Source organism: Kitasatospora sp. NPDC036934 (assembly GCF_055608425.1).
Window position 1 is genome coordinate 131,191 of record NZ_JBVJQR010000009.1, and the last position, 23,756, is coordinate 154,946.

Here is a 23,756-nt window from a genome sequence, read left to right on the forward strand (position 1 = left end):
CGGCGACCCTCTCCCGTCCGGCTCCGCGCCGTGCCGCCTCCTCCGCTCCACCTCCCACCGTCAGCAACGCCCTCCCCCGGAGCCGCACCCCCATGTCCACAGCGCCCGAGGCGACCTCGTCGCCGTCCGTGCTCACCCGCATCCGCAAGACGCCGTTCTGGGTGCAGATCGTCGCCGGCCTCGTGTTCGGCATCGGCCTCGGCTACCTGGCCCGCGCCGCCGACATCTCCTGGCTCGCCACCACCCTGGAGACCATCGGCAAGATCTTCGTCCAGCTGCTCAAGCTGGCCGTGCCGCCGCTGGTGTTCACCGCGATCGTGGTGAGCGTCGCCAACCTGCGCAACGTCACCAACGCGGCCCGCCTGGCCACCCGCACGCTGCTCTGGTTCATGATCACCTCGCTGATCGCGGTCGGCATCGGCCTGGGCCTGGGTCTGCTGACCAACCCCGGCCAGGGCACCAACCTGAAGACCGAGGGCCTCAAGGCGCTCGACTCCAAGGGCACCTGGATCGACTTCCTGACCGGGATCTTCCCGACCAACATCGTCGACGCCTTCGTCAAGGTGAACGTGCTGCAGATCGTCTTCATGGCGGTCGTGGTCGGCGCCGCGATCATCAAGCTCGGCGCCAAGGCCGAGCCGGTCCTCAAGATCAGCGAGTCCGTGCTGGAGCTGACCCAGACCGCCCTCTGGTGGGTCATCCGGCTCTCCCCGCTCGGCACCCTCGGCCTGATCGGCAAGTCCGTCGCCAAGTACGGCTGGGACCTGCTCAAGCCCTTCGCCACGCTGACCCTCGACATCTACGTCGGCTGCGCGCTGGTGTTGTTCGTCGTCTACTCGCTGGTGCTGCGCTTCGCCGCGGGCCTCAACCCGGTGCACTTCTTCAAGGGCGCCTGGCCCGCCATCCAGCTGGCCTTCGTCTCGCGCTCCTCGGTCGGCACCCTGCCGGTCACCCGCCGCGTCACCGAGCGCCTCGGCGTCCCGAGCGAGTACGCGTCGTTCTCGGTGCCGTTCGCCGCCACCACCAAGATGGACGGCTGCGCCTCGATCTACCCGGCCGTCGCCGCGATCTTCGTCGCCCAGGTCTACAACATCGAACTGGGCATCAAGGACTACATCCTGATCGCCTTCGTCTCGGTCGTCGGCTCGGCCGCGACCGCCGGTCTCACCGGCGCGATCATCATGCTGACGCTGACCCTGTCCACCCTGGGCCTGCCGCTGGAGGGCGTCGGCCTGCTGCTGGCCATCGACCCGATCCTGGACATGATGCGCACCGCCACCAACGTCGCCGGCCAGGTGGTCGTGCCGGTCGTGGTCGCGGCGCGGGAGCGGATCCTGGACGTGGCCGCGTACAACAATCCCTCCGGGGACCTGTACGAGGAGGACGCGCCGAAGGCCGTGGTCCCGGCAGCGGCCTGATTCCGGACGGACATGCGGGAGGGCCCTTCCCCGGGTGACGGGGGAGGGCCCTCCGGCGTTCCCCGGTGCCTGTTCGGTGCCTGTTCGGGGGCGGCTGCAGGGGCTCAGGGCGCGGCGCCCAGGGCGCGGCCCGAAAAGGCAGGGGGCCCGCCCATGATGGGCAGGCCCCCTTGGGTGCTGCTCTTGTGCTCATGGTGACGGCTGTCGGGAGCCGCCGGCGGACCCGTTGGGGTCCCGAGCGATCAGAACATCAGAGGATGGTCAGACGGCGGTGACGTTCTCCGCCTGCGGGCCCTTCGGACCCTGGGTGACGTCGAAGGTGACCGCCTGGTTCTCCTCCAGCGAACGGAAGCCGTTCGCATTGATGGCGGAGTAGTGGACGAAGACGTCGGGGCCGCCGCCCTCCTGGGCGATGAAGCCGAAGCCCTTCTCAGCGTTGAACCACTTGACGGTTCCCTGAGCCATGCCGTTCTCCTTGCGATGCGTGTCGGGGGCCACACCGTGTGGTCCCCGGTCCGCTGCGCTGATCGCCCTGCCTCCGGACGAGTCCGAAGTTTTTCGATATTGCTGAAAAATTACAAAAAGCCTGCGGTTACATGCTCCGCAGGCTTCAAGTACTGCAAGGGGAATCAAACTGCAACTGAGGGCAACGCTAGCATGCGGTCGCTGTGACGACCAGAGGTCACTCGCCCTCCGGACAGCTCGTGTCGTGAGCCCCCGGAGCGGGGCCCGGAGTGGGCTGGGAACGGGCGCAGGAAGGCGTGTTGGGGGCGCGCACCGGAGCGGACGGCAGACCTCCGCGCGCGTGTCGGGTGGCCGGTGCGAGCCCCCACGAACACCGGGCATACGCTGCGGGGAAGCGCACGAACAGCAAGGGAGCGGCGCAGTGGCAGCACCGGACGGACAAACGCGGGAGCTCGAACTCCAGGAGAACACCCCGGTCAGGCCCAGGGTCGGCCATATTCAGTTCCTGAACTGCGTCCCCCTCTACTGGGGCCTCGCCAGAACCGGCAATCTGCTCGACCTCGACCTCACCAAGGACACCCCGGAGAAGCTGAGCGACCAGCTCGTCGGCGGCTCCCTCGACATCGGGCCGATCACCTGCGTGGAGTACCTGCGCAACGCCGACGACCTGCTCGTCCTGCCCGACATCGCCGTCGGCAGCGACGGCCCGGTGATGTCCTGCCTGATCGTCAGCAAGGTGCCGCTCGCCGACCTCGACGGCCGCCGGGTCGCCCTCGGCTCCACCAGCCGCACCTCCGTCCGGCTCGCCCGGCTGCTCCTGGAGGAGCGCGAAGGCGTCCGCCCCGACTACTTCAGCTGCCCGCCCGACCTCAGCGCGATGCTCGCCGAGGCCGACGCCGCCGTCCTGATCGGCGACCCGGCGCTGCGCGCCTACCTCGGACAGGCCGAAGACCTCGGGCTGACCGTCCACGACCTCGGCGAGATGTGGAAGGAGTGGACCGGCCTGCCGTTCGTCTTCGCGGTCTGGGCCGTGCGCCGCGAGTTCGCCGAGCGCCGCCCAGAGCTGACCGCGGCCGTCCACCGGGCCTTCCTGGAGTCCCGCGACCTGTCGCTGGTGGAGGCGGCCAAGGTCGCCGAACAGGCCGCCCGCTGGGAGGCCTTCGGGGCGGACGTGCTGGAGCGGTACTTCAGCGAGGCGCTGGACTTCTCGCTCGGCGTGCGGCAGCTCGCCGGGGTCGCCGAGTTCGCCCGCCGGGTGGCGCACGACAGCGGGTTCGCGCCGGATGTGACGGTGCGGCTGCTGGAGCCGGCGGAGTTGCCGGTCGGGCCGTAGGGCAGGGGCTCTCCCGCCCGGGCGGGGGCTTTCGCGGTGGGCGGGGCCGGGCGGAGGGTCGGCCCGGCCCGGTACGGTCTGCTCCCGAGGCGGGTCCGGCGGGGTACTGCGCGGGAGGCGGCTCGGGAGCGGCGTAGCGGCCGGGCACCCGCCCGGGCCGCGCGGGCGCGTGCGAGGGGAGCGTGCGGGGCATGCGGGCACTGGGACCGGACGATCCGCGCCGGGTGGGCGCCTACCGGTTGCTCCGGCGGCTGGGCTCGGGCGGGATGGGCCGGGTCTACCTCGGCCGGACGGCCGGCGGACGCGCCGTCGCCGTCAAGGTGGTGCGGACGGAACTCGCCGACGACACCGAGTTCCGGGCCAGGTTCCGCCAGGAGGTGGCCGCCGCCCGACGGGTCGGCGGCGCCTGGACCGCACCCGTCCTGGACGCCGACACCGAGGGCGAGCCGCCCTGGGTCGCCACCGGCTACGTCGCCGGCCCCGCGCTCGCCGCCGCCGTCCAGGACCACGGCCCGCTGCCGGAGGCCGCCGTCCGCGCCCTCGGCGTCGGGCTCGCCGGAGCCCTCGCCCATGTGCACGGGCTCGGCCTGGTGCACCGCGACGTCAAGCCCTCCAACGTGCTGCTCACCCTGGACGGGCCCCGGCTGATCGACTTCGGGATCGCCCGGGCCCTCGACGCCACCAGCGGTTTCACCCGTTCGGGGTATGTGGTGGGCTCGCCCGGCTTCATGTCGCCCGAGCAGGCGAACGGGCAGCCGGCCGGACCGGCCGGGGACGTCTTCTCGCTCGGCGCCGTCCTGGCGTTCGCCGCCACCGGCGTGCACCCCTTCGGCGAAGGGGTCAGCGCGGCCGTCCTGCTCTACCGGGTGCTGCACGAGGAACCGGACGTCAGTGGGGTGCCCGACGCGCTGCGGACCGTCGTCCTCGGCTGCCTGGCCAAGGACCCGGCCGCCCGGCCCACCCCGCAACAGCTGAGCGCCTGGCTGGACCCGGACGGCGCGGCCGGTGGCCGGCTCGCGCGGGGCGACTGGTTGCCGCCGGCGCTGGCGGCGGGGGTAGGGCGCAGTGCGGTGCAGCTGCTGGACCTGGAGGGGGAGGCGGGGGACGACCCGGCGTACCCGGACGGCTCGGACGGCTCGGCCTACTCGGGGGGCCCGGGGAACCTCGGGGACTTCGGGGACTTGGGGGCCTCGGGGGACTCGGGGGCCTCTGGTGACGGGCAGGGGTCGGGTCCGCGGCCGCCGTACGGCTACCCGCCCGTACCGGGGGCGTACCCGGAGACCGCCCGGCGCCGGCGTCGACGGGCCGTGACTGCGGGGGCGGTGGCGCTGGCGGTCGCCCTGATCGGGGGCGTGGGGTACGGGCTGTACGCGATGAGCCAGCGGCCCGATCCGGTGGTGTCGGTGCCCTCCGTCGGGCCGGTCCCGGCGATCGACCCGAGTGCGGCCATCGCGTCGCCCGGGACCTTCGTGCCGGACGGGTCGTCCGCGTCCGCGTCCGCATCCGCTTCGGCGGCGCCGTCCGGCTCTGCGGCCGGAGCGCCGTCGGGAGTCTCCCCGGTGCCCGGGGCGGGCGGGGGCGACGCGGTGCCGGCGGCGTTCCTGGGCACCTGGAGCGGGGACATGGTCACCGACAAGGGGCTGCCCGGCGGCACCACCACGATCACCGTCCACCAGGCGGCGCTCGGTCAGGAGGCCACCACCAGTCGCAACGCCCTCTCCGGGTTGATCTCGATCAGCTGCGAGGGCGCCTGGACGCTCAAGTCCGTCTCCGGCAGCACGCTGGTGTTCCAGTCCCGGCTGGTGCGCTCCTCGATTCCCGGCGCCTGCACCGGCGGCTCGAACTCGGAGACGCTCACCCTGCAGTCCGACGGGACGATCCGCTTCACCTCCGCCGACCCGGCCGCCGGCAACCCGGCCGGCACGCTGCGCCGGGTCGGCGGCGCTGGCGGTTGAGGTGGGCGCGGTTGAGGTGGGGGCGTCGGTCAAGCGGGCGAGCCGGGTCGAGGTGCAGTTCAGCGGGCTGACGCGGGCGCCCGAAACGCCTGGCGTAGGCTGGTTCGGCCGTACCCGAGTAGCACTTGAGAGAGAGAAGGCCGCCAGGTGACCGAGCTCGCAGCGACCACCCTCGATGCGTCCAGCACCGACCTGCAGGCCGTGCTCGACCGGGCCGCCGCCGGCGGCCGGATCACCCCGGAGGAGGCGCTGGAGCTCTACCGTTCCGCGCCGCTGCACGCGCTCGGCTCCGCCGCCGACGCGGTGCGCCGCCGACGCTACGCGGGTACCGAGCACATCGCGACGTACATCATCGAGCGCAACATCAACTACACCAACGTGTGCGTGACGGCGTGCAAGTTCTGCGCCTTCTACGTGCCGCCTAAGAGCGACAAGGGCTGGTCCCGCGAGCTCGACGAGATCCTGCGCCGCTGCGCCGAGACGGTCGAGCTGGGCGGCACCCAGATCATGTTCCAGGGCGGCCACCACCCGGACTACGGCGTGGAGTACTACGAGCGCGCGTTCTCGGCGATCAAGGCCGACTTCCCGCAGCTGGTGATCCACTCGCTGGGCGCCTCCGAGGTCGAGCACATGTCTCGGATCTCGGGCGTCTCCATCGAGGAGGCCATCACCCGGATCCACAAGGCGGGCCTGGACTCCTTCGCCGGCGCCGGCGCCGAGCTGCTGCCGGAGCGGCCGCGCAAGGCGATCGCCCCGCTCAAGGAGTCCGGCGAGCGCTGGCTGGAGATCATGGAGGCCGCGCACGGCCTCGGCGTGGAGTCCACCTCCACCATGCTGATGGGCACCGGCGAGACCAACGCCGAGCGGATCGAGCACCTGCGGATGATCCGCGACGTGCAGGACCGCACCGGCGGCTTCCGCGCCTTCATCCCGTACACCTACCAGCCGCAGAACAACCACCTCAAGGGCTCGACCCAGGCCACCGTCTTCGAGTACCTGCGGATGATCGCGATCGCCCGGCTGTTCCTCGACAACGTCGCCCACATCCAGGGCTCCTGGCTCACCACCGGCAAGGAGGCCGGCCAGCTGTCGCTGCACTACGGCGCGGACGACCTCGGCTCGGTGATGCTGGAGGAGAACGTCGTCTCGGCGGCCGGTGCCAAGCACCGCTCCAACCTGACCGAGCTGATCCACCTCATCCGCGCCGCCGACCGCGTCCCGGCCCAGCGCTCCACCACGTACGAGCACCTGCGGGTGCTGGACGACCCGGCGAACGACCCGGTCGACGCGCGGGTCGCCTCCCACATCGCCTCCACGGCCATCGAGGGCGGCACCGCGCACCCCGAGCTGAAGATCCTGGACAACTGAGCCCGGCGCCCCGGCCACCGTGCTGACCCTCCACCGGGCGGCGTTCCTGCTGCCCGACCCGGCCGACCCCACCGCCCCGTCCTTCGCCGACGGGGCGGTGGTGGTGCGCGGCGAACTGGTCGAGGCCGTCGGGCCGTACCCGGAACTGGCGGCGGCTCACCCGGCGGCGCGGGTCCGGGGCTGGGGCACCGCCGTGCTCACACCCGGGCTGCGCAACCCCTGGGGGCAGCGGCTGTTGGAGCGGGACTACCACCCGGACCCGCGGGAGGAGACCGGCGTCGAACCGGTCGCGGACGGGCTGGTGGGCTGCACGGACGAGACCCGGTGCGGGGCCAGCGCGCGGCGCGGGCTGCAGCGGATGCTCGGGTTCGGGGTGACGGCGGTGGCCGGGCCGTTCGAACGGGCCGCGGTGCGGGCGGCGGTGGCGCGGTCGGGGGTGGTGGCGTTGCCGGAGCCGTCGCTTGTGCCGGAGCCGTCGGCTGTGCTGGATCCGTTGGCTCTGGAACCGTTGGCTGTGCTGGATCCGCTGACTGTGCTGCCGTTGATGCGGGCCGTGCACGGGCGGGTGGCGACCGGTGGGCGGGCGGACTTCGCGGTGTTCCCGGTGGGCGCGGGGGTGGGTGTGGCTACGGCTTCGGCTGCGGCTGCGGGTCCTGGCGCGGCCGGCGTGGAGCCGGCGTCCGGCGGGAGCCTGGCGACCGTGCTGGGCGGACGGTTGGTGTACCGGCGGCGGTGAGGACCGGCCGGGGTCGGGGACCGGCCCGATGTGACGTACTCATCAGTAGGCGGATTGCCTTGCCGCATACGGGACTTCCTTCGTGTGCACTCGAACTGCCGTGCCCACTCAGGGCGATGATTGTCCCTTCGCCGTGACCTGAGGGCCCGCCAGCGGATACGATCCCGGACAGCTCACTCCGTACCCTCACCACACCACCACCCGTGCCCGCGGGCGGCGGGGCCGTGCCCCAGGCCCCGGAGGCAAGCCAGGACAGGAACCATGCGAACCGCGACCGTCTCCCCGCCGCGCTCCCCGCGGTTGGGCCGTGGTTGGTACCTCGCCGCCGTGCTCAGCGCCGTGCTGGCCGTCGGGATGTGCCTGCTCGGTTGGCGCCAGGCCGACCAGGCCGACCGGATCGCGGCCCACCCGGTGAGAGTCGAGGGCGTCGTCACCCAACTGCCGACCGGCGGTGGCACGTACAGCGCCGTCAGCTACAAGGTCAGCGGCCAGCCGCACACCGCGGCCGCGCTGCCGCTCTCCGACGGCGCCAAGGTCGGCGACGCGGTCTGCCTGGAACACGCCGCCGACGACCCCGGTGCGGTGCGGATCTGCGGCGACACCTACCCCCAGCCGGTCGGCGTCGGCCTGGCCCGGTTCAGCGTGCCGGTCGCCGTCGTGCTCTTCGTGATCTGCATCCTGCGCATCCGGCGCCACCGGCGGGCCGTCGCGGTCCGCACCGGGCAGGGCCGGATCGCCGCCAACCTCGCCATGGCCACCGGGGCGCTGGCCGAGGGGATGCCCGCGATAACCCAGGGCAAGCGCTCGCGGCGCCGGCGGCGGGCGGGCGGCCGCCGGGGGACGCACTAGGTGTATTGACCCGCAGGATTGTTCACGCGGCAGATCGGTGGCTTGCCTCCGAGTGCGGTGCGGGGTGGTGCGCGGGCAGCTGGAGCGGTCGAGCAGGCCTGCTTCGCCCTCGGTCCGCCATCGCCGCACTCACGTGTGGGCCGTGGCCCGGGAGACGCCCGTCTCGGCGGCGACCTGCGCGACCGGTCGGCCGGCCTGGACCCGTTCGACCAGGAGCCGCCTGCCGTGCACGGTCAACCGGGCGTTACGGTGGGACACGATGACCTCCGTGTGTGGTGTGGGGCCTAGACACCTCCACCACACCGGAGGTCTTCGCCGTGATCAAGCCCGAGCGTCGTCGGCAACGCTCGTGGTCAATACAACGAGGGCGTGTCCCGGGCGCGTGAAGACGCGCCCTCGGGGCCGGCTGGTGTGCCCCGTTGGTGTGCCCCGTTGGTCGGGGTGTCCGTCCCAGGGTGAACAATGGGGGCGTGACCCGAGCCTCCCTGGACAAGCAGCCGCACGAAGTCGCCGCCATGTTCGACGACGTCGCGGCCAAGTACGACCTCACCAACGACGTGCTCTCCCTCGGCCAGGCCCGCGCTTGGCGCCGGGCGGTGGCCGAGGCGGTGTCCGCCGGACCGGGGGACCTCGTGCTCGACCTCGGGGCCGGAACCGGCACCTCCTCGCTGCCCTTCGCCGAGGCCGGGGCCAAGGTCGTCCCGTGCGACTTCTCGGTCGGCATGCTCACCGAGGGCAAGCGCCGCCACCCCGAGCTGCCCCTCACGGCCGGCGACGCCACCCGACTGCCGTTCGCGGACGACACCTTCGACTCGGTGACGATCTCCTTCGCGCTGCGCAACGTCCAGGAGACCGACGAGGCGCTGCGCGAGATGCACCGGGTCACCAAGCCCGGCGGCAAGCTGGTGATCTGCGAGTTCTCCACGCCGACCTGGACGCCGTTCCGGACGGTCTACACCGAGTACCTGATGCGCGCCCTGCCCCCGGTCGCCACCGCCGTCAGCAGCAACCCTGACGCGTACGTCTACCTCGCCGAGTCCATCCGGGTCTGGCCGGACCAGCCCGCGCTGGCCGCCCGGATGCAGGAGAGCGGCTGGTCGAAGGTCGCCTGGCGGAACCTGACCGGCGGAATCGTCGCGCTGCACCGCGGGTACAAGCAGGCGTAGCGGCTTCGCGGCGTAACGGTGTAGCGGTGCGGTGCGGCGGGGGCGGTTCCTGGTCGGCGGGTGGCGGTTCCAGGACGGGCCGCGGGGGCTTCCGGCGGCGTGAGCGGAACTAGACTGCCGGAAACAGAAGCCGCCACCCCCCGCCGCAGCTCCAGGAGTGTGTCCACGTGTCCGAGACCGCAGCCGATCTGACGAAGCCGGACAGCACGGTCGAGAGCACCGCCGACGTCATCGTGGTCGGCGCGGGCCCGGCCGGCGCCACGACCGCCTACTACCTCGCGCAGGCCGGGCTGGACGTGCTGCTGCTGGAGAAGACCGCCTTCCCGCGCGAGAAGGTCTGCGGCGACGGCCTCACCCCGCGCGCCACCAAGCAGCTGGTGGACATGGGCATCGACGTCTCCACCGAGAACGGCTGGTTGCACAACAAGGGCCTGCGCATCATCGGCGGCGGCGTCCGACTGGAGCTGGACTGGCCCGAGCTGGCCTCCTTCCCCGACTACGGCCTGGTCCGCAAGCGTGCCGACTTCGACGAACTGCTCGCCCGTCAGGCCGAGAAGGCCGGCGCCCGGCTCTACGAGCGCTGCAACGTAAGCGGGCCGGTCCTGGACGACCGCACCGGCCGGATCGTCGGCGTGACCGCCAAGCTCGGCGAGGAGAAGCGCCCCGTCACCTTCCGGGCCCCGCTGGTGGTCGCCGCCGACGGCAACTCCACCCGGCTCTCCCTCGCCATGGGCCTGCACCGCCGTGAGGACCGCCCGATGGGCGTCGCCTACCGCACCTACTTCAACTCGCCGCGCCACGACGACGACTACCTGGAGTCCTGGCTGGAGCTGTGGGACACCCGCGACAGCCAGCGCAAGCTGCTGCCCGGCTACGGCTGGGTGTTCGGCATGGGCGACGGCACCTCCAACGTCGGCCTCGGCATCCTCAACTCCTCGCCCGCGTTCGGCGAACTCGACTGGCGTGAGGTGCTCAAGGCCTGGTGCGCCAGCATGCCGGCCGAGTGGGGGTACACCCCCGAGAACATGACCGAACCGATCCGCGGCGCCGCCCTGCCGATGGCCTTCAACCGGCAGCCGCACTACACCCGAGGCCTGCTGCTCGTCGGCGACGCGGGCGGCATGGTCAACCCGTTCAACGGCGAGGGCATCGCCTACGCGATGGAATCAGGCCAGATCGCCGCCGGCGTCATCGTCCAGGCCCACGCCCGCGTCACCGAGGGCGGCCGCGAGCGCGCCCTGCACGCCTACCCGCGCATCCTCAAGGACGTGTACGGCGGCTACTACACGCTCGGCCGCGCCTTCGTGAAGCTCATCGGCAACCCCAAGGTGATGCAGCTCGCCGCCCAGCACGGCCTGCCCCGGCCGCTGCTGATGCGCTTCACCCTCAAGCTGCTCGCCAACCTCACCGACCCGCAGGGCGGTGACGCGATGGACCGCCTGATCAACGGGCTGGCGAAGGTCGCGCCCAACGCCTGACGCCGGGGGTGGGGGCGCTGGCGTCGAGCGAGGGGCGGGGGCAGTACTTGGCGCCTAGCGGGCCTCGGGTGCTTGGTGTGCCTCCGGTTCGGTCTTCGCTGCTGCCTCCGGGGCTGCCTCCCGATCCACGGTGTCGCGGGAGGCAGCGGGGTCGGAGGCGGCCGCGCTAGAGGTGGCTGGCCGGGAGTCGGCGGAGCGGGAGTCGGCGGAGCGGGAGCCAGCCGAGCGGGAGTCGGCGGAGCGGGAGCCAGCCGAGCGGGAGTCGGCGGAGCGCTGCTCGACGTAGGAGAGGCGCTCGGTGAACACCCGGGCCGCGTCGGGGGTGAGCGTGCGGAGGGCGACGAGGGCGCTGAAGATGACGTCGCAGAGCTCGTGCTGGACGTCCTCCCAGGTGTGGGTGACACCCTTGCGAGGGTTCTGGCCGGTCGCCCCGATCACCGCCGCGCCGACCTCGCCGATCTCCTCGGAGAGCTTGAGGAGCCGCAGCAGGCGCTCCTCCTGCGGCGACTGGGTACTGTGCTCGTCCAGCCATGCGACCAGGTGGTCGACGCTCTCCCAGATCCGGCTGTCCATGTGGTGCTGCTCCCTGCGGTGTCGGTGGTGTTGCCACCGTACGGGAGCGGCGACGGGGGCGGGCCGGACGGTTCGCCGGGCCCGTCCGCCGTTTGGGCCGGTCGACCGCCGGGGTGGGCCTGCCCCGGAGGTCAGTGCTTGCTGATCTTCACATGGCGGATGTTCACGGGGACGTTGGGGTAGCCGTCGCCGGGGCCGTTCTGGTCGTCCTCGCCGGCGGCCGCGATCTTCTGCAGGACGTCCAGGCCGACCGTGATCCGGCCGAACGGGGTGTAGGCGGGGGAGAGCTTGGTGTCCTTCCAGACGATGAAGAACTGGCTGCCGTTGGTGTTCGGACCGGCGTTGGCCATCGCCACGGTGCCGGCTGGGTAGGTGGCGCCGGTGAGGTTCTCGTCCGGGAAGGAGTAGCCCGGACCGCCGCTGCCCGTCCCGGTCGGATCGCCGCACTGCAGGACGTAGATCCGCTGGGTGGTGAGGCGGTGGCAGTGGCTGCGGTCGAAGTAGTCGTGCTCGGCGAGGAATCGGAACGAGAAGGTGGTGCAGGGCGCTTTGTCGGTCAGTGCTTCGAAGGTGATCGGGCCCTGGTTGGTCCGCAGGGTCGCGTGGTAGGGGCTGGCGGCTTTCTGCGCGTCGAAGACCGGGATGCCCTTGAAGTTGTCGGCCGGGGCGGCCGGTGTGTAGGCGCAGGCCGCGCTCTGGGCGGTGGTGGTGGCGGAGGGGGCCGCGACGGCCGTGCCGGTGCTCGCCGCGAGCGGGAGGACGGTGGTGGCGGCGACCAGGGCCCAGTACTTGCGCTTCATGTGACGGGCCTTCCGGGGGGTGGTGGACGGCATGTTTGTCATGGAGGCATCATCCACGGCCGGGTGGGTCTCCGGTAGGGGTTGGGGCAGTCGGGGCTCCTATGGCTTGAGGGTGCGTGAGGGCGTGTGAGGGTGCATGAGGGTGCATGAGGGTGCATGAGGGATTGTCGGGGCCGAGGGTCAGGTGCGGTCGGGTACCCGGCGGTTGCCGGGCCTCGGGGTGCGGCGCCGGTGGACCTTAGGGGCGGCGCCGGGTGGGCCTTGGGGTGAGGCTCGGGGCGGGGTACGAGCTCTACGGGGCGGGGTACGAGCTCTACGGGGCGGGGGTGTTCGGGGTGGTGTCGGGGTTCGGCGGGGTCGAGGCGAACAGCCCGGCGCGGGCGGCCAGGGCGGCGGCGTCGGCGGCCCGTTCCGCGGTGCGGGCGTCCAGGGGTTCGCCGGTGACGAACAGTCGGCAGTAGAGCGGGGCGGTGGCGGCCCGCACCACCTCGGCGCCGTCCGTCCCGATGGGCAACTCGCCCCGGGCGACCGCCCGTTCGGCTACTTCGGCGGCCTGGCGGTGGCGGGCCGCGAAGAAGTCGCGCAGGGCGGCCGCGCCGGTGTCGGAGCGCTGGGCGGCGGAGATCAGCGCGATGGGCGTGGGGCTCCGTTCGGGGTCGCTGAAGACGCTGAACACCTCCTGGGTGATCCGGCGGAGGTCCTGCTGGAGGTCTCCGGTGTCGGGTAGGGGCCAGAGCTGGTCGGCGGAGGCGGTCAAGGCGTCCGCGATCAGGCCGTCAACCCCTCCCCATCGCCGGTAGAGGGTGGCCTTGTGGACGCCGGAGCGTACTGCGACCGCCTCGGCGGTGAGTCCGTCGTAGCCCGTCTCCGTGACCTCGGCGAGCGTGGCGGCGACCACGTCCGCACGGACCCGGGCGCTTCGGCCGCCCGGGCGCGGGGTCGGTGTACGGGGTTGCTGATCAGGGCGGGCGGCCTCGCTCAAAGTCGACTCCAGTCGCATTAGTGCTTGCTGCGGGGTGGCTGTTCTGCCATGCTCATCATAATGCGACTTTCGTCGCATTATGAGAGGAGCTCGCTTGACCGCCCGCGCCATCCCGGACCCGACCGTCCTCCACCCGCTCGCCGGCCACGACCGGGTGGTCCTGCTGCGCCCGCTCGTCACCGATCCGAGGATCGAGGTCGGCGAGTTCACCTATTTCGACGACCCCGACGGAGCCACCCGCTTCGAGGAACGCAACGTTCTCTACGCCTACGGCCCCGAGCGACTGGTGATCGGCAGGTACTGCGCGATCGCCACCGGAACCCGCTTCCTGATGGCCGGGGCCGCCCACCCGGCCATCGGCGTCTCCACCTTCCCCTTCACGATGTTCGGCGGTAGCTGGACCGAGCAGACCCTCGACATCGTCACGGGCCTGCCCAGCCGTGGCGACACCGTGGTCGGCAACGACGTCTGGTTCGGATTCGGAGCCACCGTCCTGCCCGGCGTCCGGATCGGCGACGGGGCGATCATCGCGGCCGGCGCGGTGGTCACCGCCGACGTCGATCCCTACACGATCGTCGGCGGCAACCCCGCCCGCCCGATCCGGCGCCGCTTCGACGATGCCGACATCGGACGCCTGCTCCGTGCGGCCTGGTGGGACTGGCCGGTCGAACTCGTCACCGAGCACGTCCGAGCCATCATGTCCGGCACCCCAGCCGACATCGAGGCCATCGCCGAGACGAACGGCGTGCTCGCCTCCTGATCCGTCGGCACCGGCCAGGGGCATTGATCACCGGCGGGCCGGTGCGCGAAGATGGCGCACCTTTGCTCCTTCCCTCACCCCGTCCACCGCTGAGCCACACGCCCAGCCTCTGGGTCCGTCCGACGCCGTACGGTCCTCGCACCCGTCGGTTCCGTTCGCTCGGAGGGATCTTCCTCATGTCTGCCTCCCCGTCCTCGTCCTCATCGGTTCTTCGTGATCTGCCGGTCCTGCTCGTGGCAGTGGTGTGGGGGTCGAGCTTCCTCGCCGTCCAGCGGGTGGCCGAGCCGGGGACGGTCGTGGCGATGCTCGTCCTGCGCTTCGGGCTGGTGCTGCCGCTGCTCGGCCTGGTCGCCTGGCGGGCCCTGCGGAAGCTGGGCCGCGCCGAGTGGCTCGGCGGCGCTGTACTGGGCCTGGTCCTCAGCGGGATCTTCCTGTTGGAGACCTACGGCGCCGTCCACACCTCTGCCACCAACGCCGGACTGATCATCAGCCTCGCCATGGTGCTCACCCCGCTCGGCGAGAGCGCCCTGGGCCGCACCGCACCACCGCGCGCCTTTCTCGTGGCCGCCGGGCTGGCCGTCCTCGGCGTCGCCCTGCTCACCGGCGACGGCGGACTGCGCCCTCCGACGCTTGGTGACCTGCTAGTGCTGGGCGCTGCGCTGGTCCGCTCGGCGTACGTCCTCGCCATGGCCCGCACCCGGGCCGTCCGCAACACCGACATGCTCGCCGTCACCTGGGTCCAACTCGCGGTTGCCACCGCCGTGTTCATGATCGTCGCACTGGCCGTCGGGCCCACTCCGTGGAGCGTCGCCCTTTCGTACGGAGCCGGCCAGTGGGCCTGGCTGCTGCACCTCTCCTTGTTCTGCACCCTGTTCGCCTTCTTCGTCCAAATGTGGGCTGTCCGGGCCACCGCCCCGTCCCGGGTGAGCCTGCTGCTCGGCACCGAACCGCTGTGGGCCGCCGTCTTCGGCATCACCCTCGCCGGGAACCGGATGGGCTCGCTCGCCCTGGTCGGCGGAGCCCTGGTACTGGTCGCGACCGAATGGGGCCGGCGCACCGCCCCCGCGCCGCGCCCGGCCAGCGGCGGGGGCGAGAGGTCGCCCGATGCGGAGGGGGCGAGCCCGGAGCCGACTCCGGTGTGACCCTCGCTCTGGTCATCGGCGCCGTCGCAGCGTCCGGCGGGCGTAGTCGACGGTGACCACGCCCAGCAGCGGGCCCCAGGTGACCAGGGGCAGGTAGGCGAGCGTCATCACGATGGCCGCGACGCCATGCGGCGAGTCCGGCTCGGCCAGGTTGTGGGCCCAGCGGCCGAACAGCCCCTCCAGGCCGAGGAGCGTGAGCGCCACCGATCCCAGCAGGGCCGGGACGATCACGGCGAGGGGCGGAATCCGACGGCCGCCTATCAGTGGGATCCGGCGCGGAAACACCTGGCCCCAGGGGCGCACCAGGCCGAGGGTCAGAAAGGCCAGGGCTTCGGCCAGGCTGCTCAGCGCCACGCAGTAGACCGTGCCCCAGCCCGGCTGGTGGGCGGCGTACGCTGCGGCCGTCGCGCCGGTGAAGCCGACCGGAACGCCGAATCCGAAGGCGACCCGCCACAGCCCCGAGGGGACGGTGGTGAGGACGGCGGCCTTGGCGGCGAGCTGGGCCCAGCGCGGTGCGGGCGGGATGGCGGAGAGAGTGCCGGCCGGCCGGCGGGCGGTGCTGCGGGGGTTGATCATGAGCTTCGACATGGTGGTGGACTCCCTTCGGCTCCGACCTCCGTGGCCGGTGCGATGTCTCAAGACTGGAGGTCCACCAGGGCACGCGGCAGATGCCAATCGGGCTGTTCCTCCTGCTCAACCGGCCTTTGAAATATGCCGATCGGCACAGGTGTGCCGCTCGGGCGCCGTCGTAGTGTGACGGCAGTCGAAGAGTCGAGGAGGCGGTGACGATGACTCAGATCCTGGCTGGGGTGGTCCTCGTCCTGGTGCTGCCGGCCTGGTTGGCGCGATCGCGCTACGGGGTGGCGGCCATGACCACGGCCCTCGGGGTCGCGTCGATCGCGGTCACGGTCACCGTCTGGTTCCTCGGCCGCTGGCTGGAGGGGGACCGCTGGGCCGGGCTGCTGGGCCTGATCGAACTGGCCGCCCTGCTGCTGTCGGTGGTCATCAGCCTGCGCACCGAGGACGGCCCGCGGTGCGCCGCGGCGGCCTGGACGGCGTGCGGAGCGGTCGCCCTGTGGCTGACGCGGTTCGCGTTCGTCGAAGGGCCGGGGGACATGTTCACGGTCTTCGGGTTCGGCTCGACGCTCTCGCTGCCGACGGTCCTGATCGGGCTCTACCTACGAGGCCTGGACGAAGGGCGCAAGCAGGCGGTGGTCGAGGCGAGGCGCGCGCAGCGACTCGAACTGGCCCACGACCTCCACGACTTCGTGGCACACGACGTGAGCGGGATGGTCGCTCAGGCCCAGGCGGGCGCCTATCTGGCCTCGGTCGATCCGGCCCGAGCCGTCGCCCTGTTCGAACGCATAGAGGAGGCCGGCCAGCGGGCCCTGGCATCGCTGGACCGGACGGTCCAGCTGCTGCGCACGGAGGAGGGGAGCGGGCGCAGCCCACAACCGGGTCTCTCGGAACTCGCCGAGGTGGCCGAGCGGTTCACGGCCTCGGGCGGTGCGGAAGTCCGGCTGGAGCTGTCGGACCAGCCGGTACCGCGGGAAGTGGGCGGGACTGTTCACCGGATCGTGGTCGAGGCACTGACCAACGTCCGTCGGCACGCTCAGGACGCCCATCGGATCGAGGTCCGGGCACGCCGCGTCGGCGGATGGCTGGAGCTGACCGTGACGAACGACGGCCGGGCACCGGGGCCGACCGGCCGCCCCCGCCGAGGCGGTGGCAGCGGACTGCCGGGGCTGGCCGCGCGAGTGGAGGCACTGGGCGGCACGTTCGAGGCCGGTGCGTACGAGGAGGAGGCGTGGCGCGTGACGGCGAGGCTGCCGTTGGCAGGCCGGGAGGAGCGGGAACAGCCGGAAGGCTTGATGAGGACCAGCGCGGGTGCAGGGGAGAAGAGCGGATGAGCAGCAGTGCGGGGCCGATTCGGATCCTGGTCGCCGATGACCAGGCAGATGTCCGCAGCGCATTCCGGATGATCCTGGACGTCCAACCGGACATGGTGGTGGTGGCCGAGGCGGCGAACGGTGCCGCGGCGGTGGAGGAGGCGAAGAGGCTGCGGCCGGACGTGGTGCTCGCGGACATCCGGATGCCGAAACTCGACGGCCTGGAGGTCACACGGCAACTGGCCGGGCAATGCAAGGTGATCGTGGTGACCACCTTCGACCTGGACGAATACGTGCACACGGCCTTGCGAAACGGTGCGGCTGGCTTCCTGCTGAAGCGTTCGGGCCCGGTGCTGCTGATCGAGGCCGTTCGGGCGGCGATGGCCGGGGATGCGTTGATCAGCCCGCAGATCACCGTCCGACTGCTGCAGCACATGGCGCTGTCAGGCTCTGCCCCCACGCCCGGTCCCGCGAGCGGGATGGGCCCTCCGGGCCCGTTGATAGCCGGCCCGATGGAGGAACTGACCGAGCGAGAAAAAGAGATCGCTGAGCTGGTGGCCGATGGAGCGACCAACGCCCAGATCGGCGCTGGGCTCTTCATCTCACCGGGAACGGTGAAGAACCATCTCGCCAACATCCAGCGCAAGCTCGGCGCCCGAAACCGGGTGGGCGTCGCGGCGTGGGTGTGGGAACAGGCGGTCGGGAGCCGGTAACCGGCTCTGATCCACAGGCGAGAGCGGAACAGCGTAGGCGGCCCGCACCGGGGCGGGGCCCAAGGACGAGAGGAAGGCAGGGCAGGAGGCTGAGGTGGAGGCGGGCCCAGGGACGTGAGGGCCGCGTTGGGAAGAGAAGTTGGGCCTGCCCACAACGGGAGGCGGAGCCGCGGACACGGAGGCGGAGGGCGAGGAGGAGGGCGAAGGGCAGGCCCCCAGGGGCTCACATGCCGCCGGGGCTGCGAGCGCGCAGCAGCTCCGCGCTGGGACCGGCCGGCCCAGCGCAGGTGACACCGGCGGCTGGTGGGCAACCCTGGCGCGGGCGGCGGGCGGCGGGCGGCGGGCGGCGGGCGGCGGGCGGCGGGCGGCGGGCGGCGGGCGGGGTGGGGGAGGGGACCCCACGACGAGTTCGCGCGCTTGTGAACAAAGGGTCAAGCAAGCGTTCATCCCCCCACCACCCCTCCGAGTGAGCCCCTATAACACGTCAACATGGCGCCCAGAAATTTGCTATCTCCGGAGCATAGTTGATATAGAAACCCGCCCCTGACCAGCCGCTTCAAAGATAAATGCGACTGCTTGTGACCATTTGACTCCTTTGCGTTGACAACTCTGGGCATGTTCACATTCGCCACCATTCACATGGTGTCGTAGATCACAAAGATGACGATGAACTGCGTGTCGCAGATCACAAGCCGCCGGGCATAGGATGCGCTCGTTCCAGGCTTTGTGAACTGCCTCACATGAGGTGGATCCCGGGAACTGGAACGCGGGTTCACCACAGCGTGACCCGCCGGTTCCGATCTGCAGTCAAGGACGACTGGACGGAGGGAGCGGAGGCTATGAATGCCTACGCGCCGATCCTCGTACTCGGTGCCATCGCGGCGGCGTTCGCGGTCGGTTCCGTCGTGATGGCCTCACTCACCGGCCCCAAGCGCTACAACCGGGCCAAGTTGGAGGCGTACGAGTGCGGCATCGAGCCGACCCCGCAGCCCGTGGGCGGCGGTCGGTTCCCGATCAAGTACTACCTGACGGCGATGCTCTTCATCGTCTTCGACATCGAGATCGTCTTCCTCTACCCCTGGGCGGTGACCTTCGACTCCCTGGGGATCTTCGGGCTGGTCGAGATGCTCCTGTTCATCGCCACCGTCTTCGTCGCGTACGCCTACGTCTGGCGCCGCGGCGGCCTGGAGTGGGACTGAGTCGGGGGCGGTGCCGCCGCCCCTTGTGAACGAGTGGACAAACTCGAACGGGCCGGACGTTCCCCGGGGCGCCGTCGGGCGCTCCCGGGCGTACCGCCGGACGTACCACAGGACTTGAGGGCATTGAGAGGGATCTGATGGGAATCGAGGAGAAGCTGCCGAGCGGCTTTCTGCTCACGACCGTGGAGACGGCCGCCGGTTGGGTGCGCAAGGCGTCACTCTTCCCGGCCACCTTCGGTCTGGCCTGCTGCGCGATCGAGATGATGACCACCGGTGCCGGCCGTTACGACCTGGCCCGGTTCGGCATGGAGGTCTTCCGGGGCTCCCCCCGGCAGGCCGATCTGATGATCGTGGCGGGCCGGGTGAGTCAGAAGATGGCCCCGGTGCTGCGCCAGGTGTACGACCAGATGGCCAATCCGAAGTGGGTCATCTCGATGGGCGTCTGCGCCTCCTCCGGCGGGATGTTCAACAACTACGCGATCGTCCAGGGCGTCGACCACATCGTGCCGGTGGACATCTACCTGCCCGGTTGCCCGCCCCGCCCGGAGATGCTGATGGACGCCATCCTGAAGCTGCACGACAAGATCCAGCACGAGCCGCTGGGCGTGAACCGGCGCCGGGCCGAGGAGCTCGGCGAGGCGCTCGCCCTCAAGGCCACCCCGGTCAGCGAGATGCGGGGGCAGCTGCGATGAACGAGCAGGTACCCGAGACCCGCCGCGAGCAGCCGGTCCGCGAGATCCCGGTCGAGGTGGTCGGTCGCCGCCAGGGCATGTTCGGTGCCCAGGGCACCGGCGACACCTCCGGCTTCGGCGGTCTGGCCGCCCCGATCGTGCTGCCCGGCCCGAGCGAACGCCCGTACGGCGGCTGGTTCGACGAGGTCGCCGACGAGTTCGAGGGCGCTCTGGAGGAGCAGGGGCTGGACCCGGCCGAGGTCGTCGAGAAGACCGTGGTCGACCGCGGCGAGCTGACCTTCCAGCTCGACCGCGCCCACCTGCTGAAGGCGGTGCGGATCCTGCGCGACGACCCGGCGCTGCGCTTCGAACTGTGCCTGGGCGTCAGCGGCGTGCACTACCCCGGCGACAAGGGCCGTGAGCTGCACGCGGTCTACCACCTGCGCTCGATCACCCACGGCCGGCTGATCCGGCTGGAGGTCACCGCGCCGGACGCCGACCCGCGCATCCCCTCGGTGGTGAGCGTCTACCCGACCAACGACTGGCACGAGCGCGAGGCCTACGACTTCTTCGGCCTGGTCTTCGACGGCCACCCGGCGCTCACCCGGATCATGATGCCGGACGACTGGCTGGGCCACCCGCAGCGCAAGGACTACCCGCTCGGCGGCATCCCCGTCGAGTACAAGGGCGCCCAGATCCCGGCACCCGACCAGCGGAGGTCGTACAGCTGATGAGCACTCAGCACTACGAAGGCGCCCAGGCCCAGTCCCAGGAAGGGACCGAGGAGGCGCAGGCCCGCGACACCACCGAGGGCCGGGTCTTCACCGTCACCGGCGGCGACTGGGGCGAGGTGGTCGAGGCGCTCGGCCGGGCGGACGACGAGCGCGTCATCGTCAACATGGGCCCCCAGCACCCGTCCACCCACGGGGTGTTGCGGCTGATCCTGGAGATCGACGGCGAGACGGTGAAGGAGGCCCGCTGCGGCATCGGCTACCTCCACACCGGCATCGAGAAGAACATGGAGTTCCGCAGCTGGGTCCAGGGCACCACCTTCGTGACCCGCATGGACTACCTGACCCCGCTGTTCAACGAGACCGCCTACTGCCTGGCGGTCGAGAAGCTGCTCGGCATCACCGACGACGTCCCGGAGCGGGCCGACGTCATCCGGGTGATGATGATGGAGCTCAACCGGATCGCCTCGCACCTGGTCTGTCTGGCGACCGGTGGCATGGAGATCGGCTCCACCACCCTGATGATCTACGGCTTCCGGGACCGCGAGCTGATCCTGGACGTCTTCGAGCTGGTCACCGGCCTGCGGATGAACCACGCGTACGTACGCCCCGGCGGCCTCGCCCAGGACCTGCCGCCCGGCGCGGTGGACCAGATCCGGGAGGCGGTGCGCACCTTCCGTTCCCGGATGCACGAGTACGACAAACTCGCCACCGGCAACCCGGTGTTCAAGGCCCGCCTGGTCGACGTCGGCTTCCTCGACCTGGCCGGCTGCCTGGCCCTCGGCGCCACCGGACCGATCCTGCGCGCCGCCGGCCTGCCGCACGACCTGCGCAAGACCGACCCGTACTGCGGTTACCAGGACTACGACTTCGAGGTCGCGACCGCCGACACCGCCGACTCCTACGGCCGCTTCCTGATCCGCCTGGAGGAGATGAAGCAGTCTCTGCGGATCGTCGAGCAGTGCCTGGACCGGCTGCGTCCGGGCCCGGTGATGGTGGCGGACAAGAAGATCGCCTGGCCCGCCCAACTGGCCGTCGGCCCGGACGGGATGGGCAACTCGCTCGACCACATCCGCAAGATCATGGGCACCTCGATGGAGGCCCTGATCCACCACTTCAAGCTGGTCACGGAGGGCTTCCGGGTCCCGGTGGGGCAGGCGTACGCGGCGGTCGAGTCGCCCAAGGGCGAGCTGGGCGTGCACGTGGTCAGCGACGGCGGGACGCGCCCGTACCGGGTGCACTTCCGGGATCCGTCGTTCACCAATCTGCAGACGATGGCGGCGATGTGCGAGGGCGGCCAGGTGGCCGACGTGATCGTCGCGGTGGCCGGGATCGACCCGGTGATGGGAGGCGTGGACCGGTGACCAACGTCGAACTCGGACTGCCGGCGCTGCCGGCCCCGCCCTACCCGGAGGAGGTGCGCGCCCGGCTGGCCGCGGACGCCGCCGAGCTGATCGGCCGCTACCCCCAGGCCCGTTCGGCGCTGCTGCCGCTGCTGCACCTGGTGCAGGCCGAGGAGGGCTTCGTCAGCCCGACCGGGATCCGGTTCTGCGCGGAGCAGTTGGACCTCACCACCGCAGAGGTCACCGCCGTCGCCACCTTCTACACGATGTACCGGCGGCGCCCGGCCGGGAAGTACCACGTCGGGGTGTGCACCAACACCTTGTGCGCGGTGCTCGGCGGCGACCAGATCTTCGCCGAGCTGCAGGAGCACCTGGGCATCGGCAACAACGAGACCACCGAGGACGGCGAGATCTCGATCGAGCACATCGAGTGCAACGCCGCCTGCGACTACGCCCCCGTGGTGATGGTCAACTGGGAGTTCTTCGACGACCAGACCCCGCAGAGCGCCCGGCGGCTGGTCGACGACCTGCGGGCCGGCCGCGAGGTGCGGCCCACCCGCGGTGCCCGGCTGTGCGGCTTCAAGGAGACCGCCCGGATCCTGGCCGGTTTCCCGGACGAGCGCCCCGGCGCCAACGACGAGTCCGGTGCCGGCGGCGCCCCCTCGCTGGCCGGCCTGCGGCTGGCCCGCGGCGAGGCCCTGCCCGGCACCGGCGGCACCAAGGTGGTCGCCCCCCGCCACGAGGCCCCCCGTCACGACGAACCTCGCCACGACGAGCCCGGCCAAGAGGGCAAGGCCAGCGGCCAGGAAGGGACCGAAGCGTGATGACCTCCGCCGAGCCGGCCGAGAAGCTGCTCACCCCCGTCCTGTCCGACTCCTGGGACGACAGCCGCCCCTGGACGCTGGCCACCTACCGCCGCCACCACGGCTACGAGGGCCTCAAGGCGGCCCTCGCGATGCCCCCGGACGACGTGATCGCCCTGGTCAAGGACTCCGGGCTGCGCGGCCGCGGCGGCGCGGGCTTCCCGACCGGGATGAAGTGGCAGTTCATCCCGCAGAACGACGGAAAGCCGCACTACCTGGTGGTCAACGCGGACGAGTCCGAGCCGGGCACCTGCAAGGACATCCCGCTGCTGTTCGCCAACCCGCACTCGCTGATCGAGGGCATGGTGATCGCCTCCTACGCGATCCGCTGCGACCACGCCTTCATCTACCTGCGCGGCGAGGTCGTCCCGGTGCTGCGCCGGCTGCACGCGGCGGTCGCCGAGGCGTACGAGGCGGGGCTGTTGGGCCGGAACATCCTGGGCTCCGGGGTGAACCTGGACATCACAGTGCACGCCGGCGCCGGCGCGTACATCTGCGGCGAGGAGACGGCGCTGCTGGACTCGCTGGAGGGCCGGCGCGGCCAGCCGAGGCTGCGGCCCCCGTTCCCGGCGATCGCCGGCCTGTACGCCTGCCCGACGGTGGTCAACAACGTCGAGTCGATCGCCTCGGTGCCGCCGATCCTGGCCCGGGGCAAGGAGTGGTTCAAGGGCCTGGGCACCGAGAAGTCCCCGGGCTTCACGCTGTACTCGCTCTCCGGCCACGTCACCAACCCGGGCCAGTACGAGGCCCCGCTGGGCGTCACGCTGCGCCAGCTGCTGGACCTCAGCGGCGGCGTCCGGGCCGGGCACCGGCTGAAGTTCTGGACGCCGGGCGGTTCCTCCACCCCGATGTTCACCGACGAGCACCTGGACGTCCCGCTGGACTACGAGGGCGTCGGCGCGGCCGGTTCGATGCTGGGCACCAAGGCGCTGCAGGTCTTCGACGAGACCACCTGCGTGGTGCGGGCGGTGACCCGCTGGACGGAGTTCTACGCCCACGAGTCCTGCGGCAAGTGCACCCCCTGCCGGGAGGGCACCTACTGGCTGGTCCAGCTGCTGAAGCGGATCGAGGCGGGCGGCGGCGTCGAGGGTGACCTGGAGAAGCTCCTCGACATCGCCGACAACATCAACGGCAAGTCCTTCTGCGCGCTGGGCGACGGCGCGGCGAGCCCGATCGTCTCCTCGCTCCAGCACTTCCGCGCCGAGTACGAGCAGCACCTGGCCGAGCGCCGCTGCCCGTTCGACCCGGCTGCCTCCACCGTCTGGGCCGACGGCCCCCGCCCCGGCCACCAGTCCGCCACCGAGAGGGAGGTGCACGCGTGA

23 protein-coding genes and 1 pseudogene are annotated in these 23,756 nt (G+C 71.5%); 18 read left to right on the forward strand and 6 right to left on the reverse strand.

The genetic code is table 11. From position 1 onward, the window contains the following. Window positions 1-92 precede the first annotated feature (92 nt). On the forward strand, window positions 93-1,418 hold the full coding sequence (locus tag ACZ7BZ_RS16050; protein ID WP_470358874.1) for a dicarboxylate/amino acid:cation symporter: 1,326 nt from the start codon (window positions 93-95) through the stop codon (window positions 1,416-1,418). Between the two features lie 261 nt (window positions 1,419-1,679). Here ACZ7BZ_RS16050 and ACZ7BZ_RS16055 read toward each other — a convergent pair whose 3' ends face one another. After that, entirely contained in the window at window positions 1,680-1,883 is a 204-nt protein-coding gene (locus ACZ7BZ_RS16055) for a cold-shock protein (RefSeq protein WP_030287184.1), read from the reverse strand. A gap of 421 nt (window positions 1,884-2,304) precedes the next feature. On the opposite strand from ACZ7BZ_RS16055, the gene ACZ7BZ_RS16060 reads away from it, so the two are divergent. The 5 genes from ACZ7BZ_RS16060 (at window position 2,305) to ACZ7BZ_RS16080 (ending at window position 8,124) form a co-directional block, all read left to right on the forward strand. Next, window positions 2,305-3,216 carry a menaquinone biosynthetic enzyme MqnA/MqnD family protein gene (locus ACZ7BZ_RS16060; RefSeq protein ID WP_470358875.1) on the forward strand — a complete coding sequence of 304 codons (912 nt, stop codon included), beginning with the start codon at window positions 2,305-2,307 and terminating at the stop codon, window positions 3,214-3,216. A 191-nt stretch (window positions 3,217-3,407) separates the two neighbouring features. Further along, window positions 3,408-5,171 carry a serine/threonine-protein kinase gene (locus ACZ7BZ_RS16065; protein WP_470358876.1) on the forward strand — a complete coding sequence of 588 codons (1,764 nt, stop codon included), beginning with the start codon at window positions 3,408-3,410 and terminating at the stop codon, window positions 5,169-5,171. 147 nt (window positions 5,172-5,318) lie between these two features. Beyond that, entirely contained in the window at window positions 5,319-6,539 is a 1,221-nt protein-coding gene (mqnC, locus tag ACZ7BZ_RS16070; protein ID WP_380455152.1) for a cyclic dehypoxanthinyl futalosine synthase, read from the forward strand. Between the two features lie 19 nt (window positions 6,540-6,558). Continuing rightward, window positions 6,559-7,275, forward strand: a complete 717-nt coding sequence (locus tag ACZ7BZ_RS16075) for an imidazolonepropionase-like domain-containing protein (protein WP_470358877.1) — start codon at window positions 6,559-6,561, stop codon at window positions 7,273-7,275. Window positions 7,276-7,536: 261 nt separating this feature from the next. Continuing rightward, window positions 7,537-8,124, forward strand: coding sequence for a hypothetical protein (locus tag ACZ7BZ_RS16080; protein ID WP_380455263.1), 588 nt, complete (start codon window positions 7,537-7,539; stop codon window positions 8,122-8,124). 9 nt (window positions 8,125-8,133) lie between these two features. Here ACZ7BZ_RS16080 and ACZ7BZ_RS16085 read toward each other — a convergent pair. Then, a pseudogene (locus tag ACZ7BZ_RS16085) lies at window positions 8,134-8,382 on the reverse strand (leucine zipper domain-containing protein); the annotation flags it as partial. A 212-nt stretch (window positions 8,383-8,594) separates the two neighbouring features. Here ACZ7BZ_RS16085 and ACZ7BZ_RS16090 point away from each other — a divergent pair. Both ACZ7BZ_RS16090 and ACZ7BZ_RS16095 read left to right on the forward strand, forming a co-directional pair. Then, a complete protein-coding gene (locus ACZ7BZ_RS16090; protein ID WP_470358878.1) occupies window positions 8,595-9,290 on the forward strand; it encodes a demethylmenaquinone methyltransferase in 696 nt (231 codons plus the stop codon). Window positions 9,291-9,478: 188 nt separating this feature from the next. Further along, a complete protein-coding gene (locus ACZ7BZ_RS16095) occupies window positions 9,479-10,768 on the forward strand; it encodes a geranylgeranyl reductase family protein (RefSeq protein WP_470358973.1) in 1,290 nt (429 codons plus the stop codon). 54 nt (window positions 10,769-10,822) lie between these two features. On the opposite strand, the gene ACZ7BZ_RS16100 is transcribed toward ACZ7BZ_RS16095, so the two are convergent. The 3 genes from ACZ7BZ_RS16100 to ACZ7BZ_RS16110 all read right to left on the reverse strand — a co-directional run bounded on the left by ACZ7BZ_RS16100 (window position 10,823) and on the right by ACZ7BZ_RS16110 (window position 13,039). Continuing rightward, the gene (locus ACZ7BZ_RS16100; protein WP_470358879.1) at window positions 10,823-11,341 is read right to left on the reverse strand and encodes a MazG-like family protein; all 519 of its coding nucleotides are present in this window, start codon (window positions 11,339-11,341) and stop codon (window positions 10,823-10,825) included. A 131-nt stretch (window positions 11,342-11,472) separates the two neighbouring features. Beyond that, window positions 11,473-12,183, reverse strand: coding sequence for a peptidylprolyl isomerase (locus ACZ7BZ_RS16105; protein WP_470358880.1), 711 nt, complete (start codon window positions 12,181-12,183; stop codon window positions 11,473-11,475). A gap of 271 nt (window positions 12,184-12,454) precedes the next feature. After that, a complete protein-coding gene (locus ACZ7BZ_RS16110) occupies window positions 12,455-13,039 on the reverse strand; it encodes a TetR/AcrR family transcriptional regulator (protein ID WP_470358881.1) in 585 nt (194 codons plus the stop codon). 178 nt (window positions 13,040-13,217) lie between these two features. Here ACZ7BZ_RS16110 and ACZ7BZ_RS16115 point away from each other — a divergent pair, with 178 nt between their 5' ends. Both ACZ7BZ_RS16115 and ACZ7BZ_RS16120 read left to right on the forward strand, forming a co-directional pair. Further along, complete coding sequence (locus ACZ7BZ_RS16115) at window positions 13,218-13,883, forward strand: CatB-related O-acetyltransferase (RefSeq protein WP_470358882.1); 666 nt, start codon at window positions 13,218-13,220, stop codon at window positions 13,881-13,883. A 176-nt stretch (window positions 13,884-14,059) separates the two neighbouring features. Further along, window positions 14,060-15,025: a DMT family transporter gene (locus ACZ7BZ_RS16120; protein ID WP_470358883.1), complete on the forward strand. Its 966-nt coding sequence runs from the start codon at window positions 14,060-14,062 to the stop codon at window positions 15,023-15,025. 12 nt (window positions 15,026-15,037) lie between these two features. Here ACZ7BZ_RS16120 and ACZ7BZ_RS16125 read toward each other — a convergent pair whose 3' ends face one another. Continuing rightward, on the reverse strand, window positions 15,038-15,613 hold the full coding sequence (locus tag ACZ7BZ_RS16125) for a hypothetical protein (RefSeq protein WP_470358884.1): 576 nt from the start codon (window positions 15,611-15,613) through the stop codon (window positions 15,038-15,040). Window positions 15,614-15,813: 200 nt separating this feature from the next. Here ACZ7BZ_RS16125 and ACZ7BZ_RS16130 point away from each other — a divergent pair, with 200 nt between their 5' ends. The 8 genes from ACZ7BZ_RS16130 to nuoF all read left to right on the forward strand — a co-directional run bounded on the left by ACZ7BZ_RS16130 (window position 15,814) and on the right by nuoF (window position 23,756). After that, the gene (locus ACZ7BZ_RS16130; protein WP_470358885.1) at window positions 15,814-16,935 is read left to right on the forward strand and encodes a sensor histidine kinase; all 1,122 of its coding nucleotides are present in this window, start codon (window positions 15,814-15,816) and stop codon (window positions 16,933-16,935) included. Then, a complete protein-coding gene (locus ACZ7BZ_RS16135) occupies window positions 16,932-17,627 on the forward strand; it encodes a response regulator (RefSeq protein WP_470358886.1) in 696 nt (231 codons plus the stop codon). Before ACZ7BZ_RS16130 ends, ACZ7BZ_RS16135 begins: the two co-directional genes overlap by 4 nt. Window positions 17,628-18,466: 839 nt before the next feature. Beyond that, window positions 18,467-18,826 carry an NADH-quinone oxidoreductase subunit A gene (locus tag ACZ7BZ_RS16140; protein WP_188306789.1) on the forward strand — a complete coding sequence of 120 codons (360 nt, stop codon included), beginning with the start codon at window positions 18,467-18,469 and terminating at the stop codon, window positions 18,824-18,826. Window positions 18,827-18,963: 137 nt separating this feature from the next. Then, window positions 18,964-19,518: a NuoB/complex I 20 kDa subunit family protein gene (locus ACZ7BZ_RS16145; protein WP_030286559.1), complete on the forward strand. Its 555-nt coding sequence runs from the start codon at window positions 18,964-18,966 to the stop codon at window positions 19,516-19,518. After that, window positions 19,515-20,228, forward strand: coding sequence for an NADH-quinone oxidoreductase subunit C (locus ACZ7BZ_RS16150; protein ID WP_380457031.1), 714 nt, complete (start codon window positions 19,515-19,517; stop codon window positions 20,226-20,228). Before ACZ7BZ_RS16145 ends, ACZ7BZ_RS16150 begins: the two co-directional genes overlap by 4 nt. After that, window positions 20,228-21,592, forward strand: coding sequence for an NADH-quinone oxidoreductase subunit D (locus ACZ7BZ_RS16155; protein ID WP_470358887.1), 1,365 nt, complete (start codon window positions 20,228-20,230; stop codon window positions 21,590-21,592). Before ACZ7BZ_RS16150 ends, ACZ7BZ_RS16155 begins: the two co-directional genes overlap by 1 nt. Further along, a complete protein-coding gene (gene nuoE, locus ACZ7BZ_RS16160) occupies window positions 21,589-22,395 on the forward strand; it encodes an NADH-quinone oxidoreductase subunit NuoE (protein WP_470358888.1) in 807 nt (268 codons plus the stop codon). Before ACZ7BZ_RS16155 ends, nuoE begins: the two co-directional genes overlap by 4 nt. Beyond that, window positions 22,395-23,756 (forward strand): NADH-quinone oxidoreductase subunit NuoF, encoded by a 1,362-nt coding sequence (gene nuoF, locus ACZ7BZ_RS16165; protein WP_380457025.1) that lies wholly within the window; start codon window positions 22,395-22,397, stop codon window positions 23,754-23,756. The genes nuoE and nuoF overlap by 1 nt, the downstream gene beginning before the upstream one ends.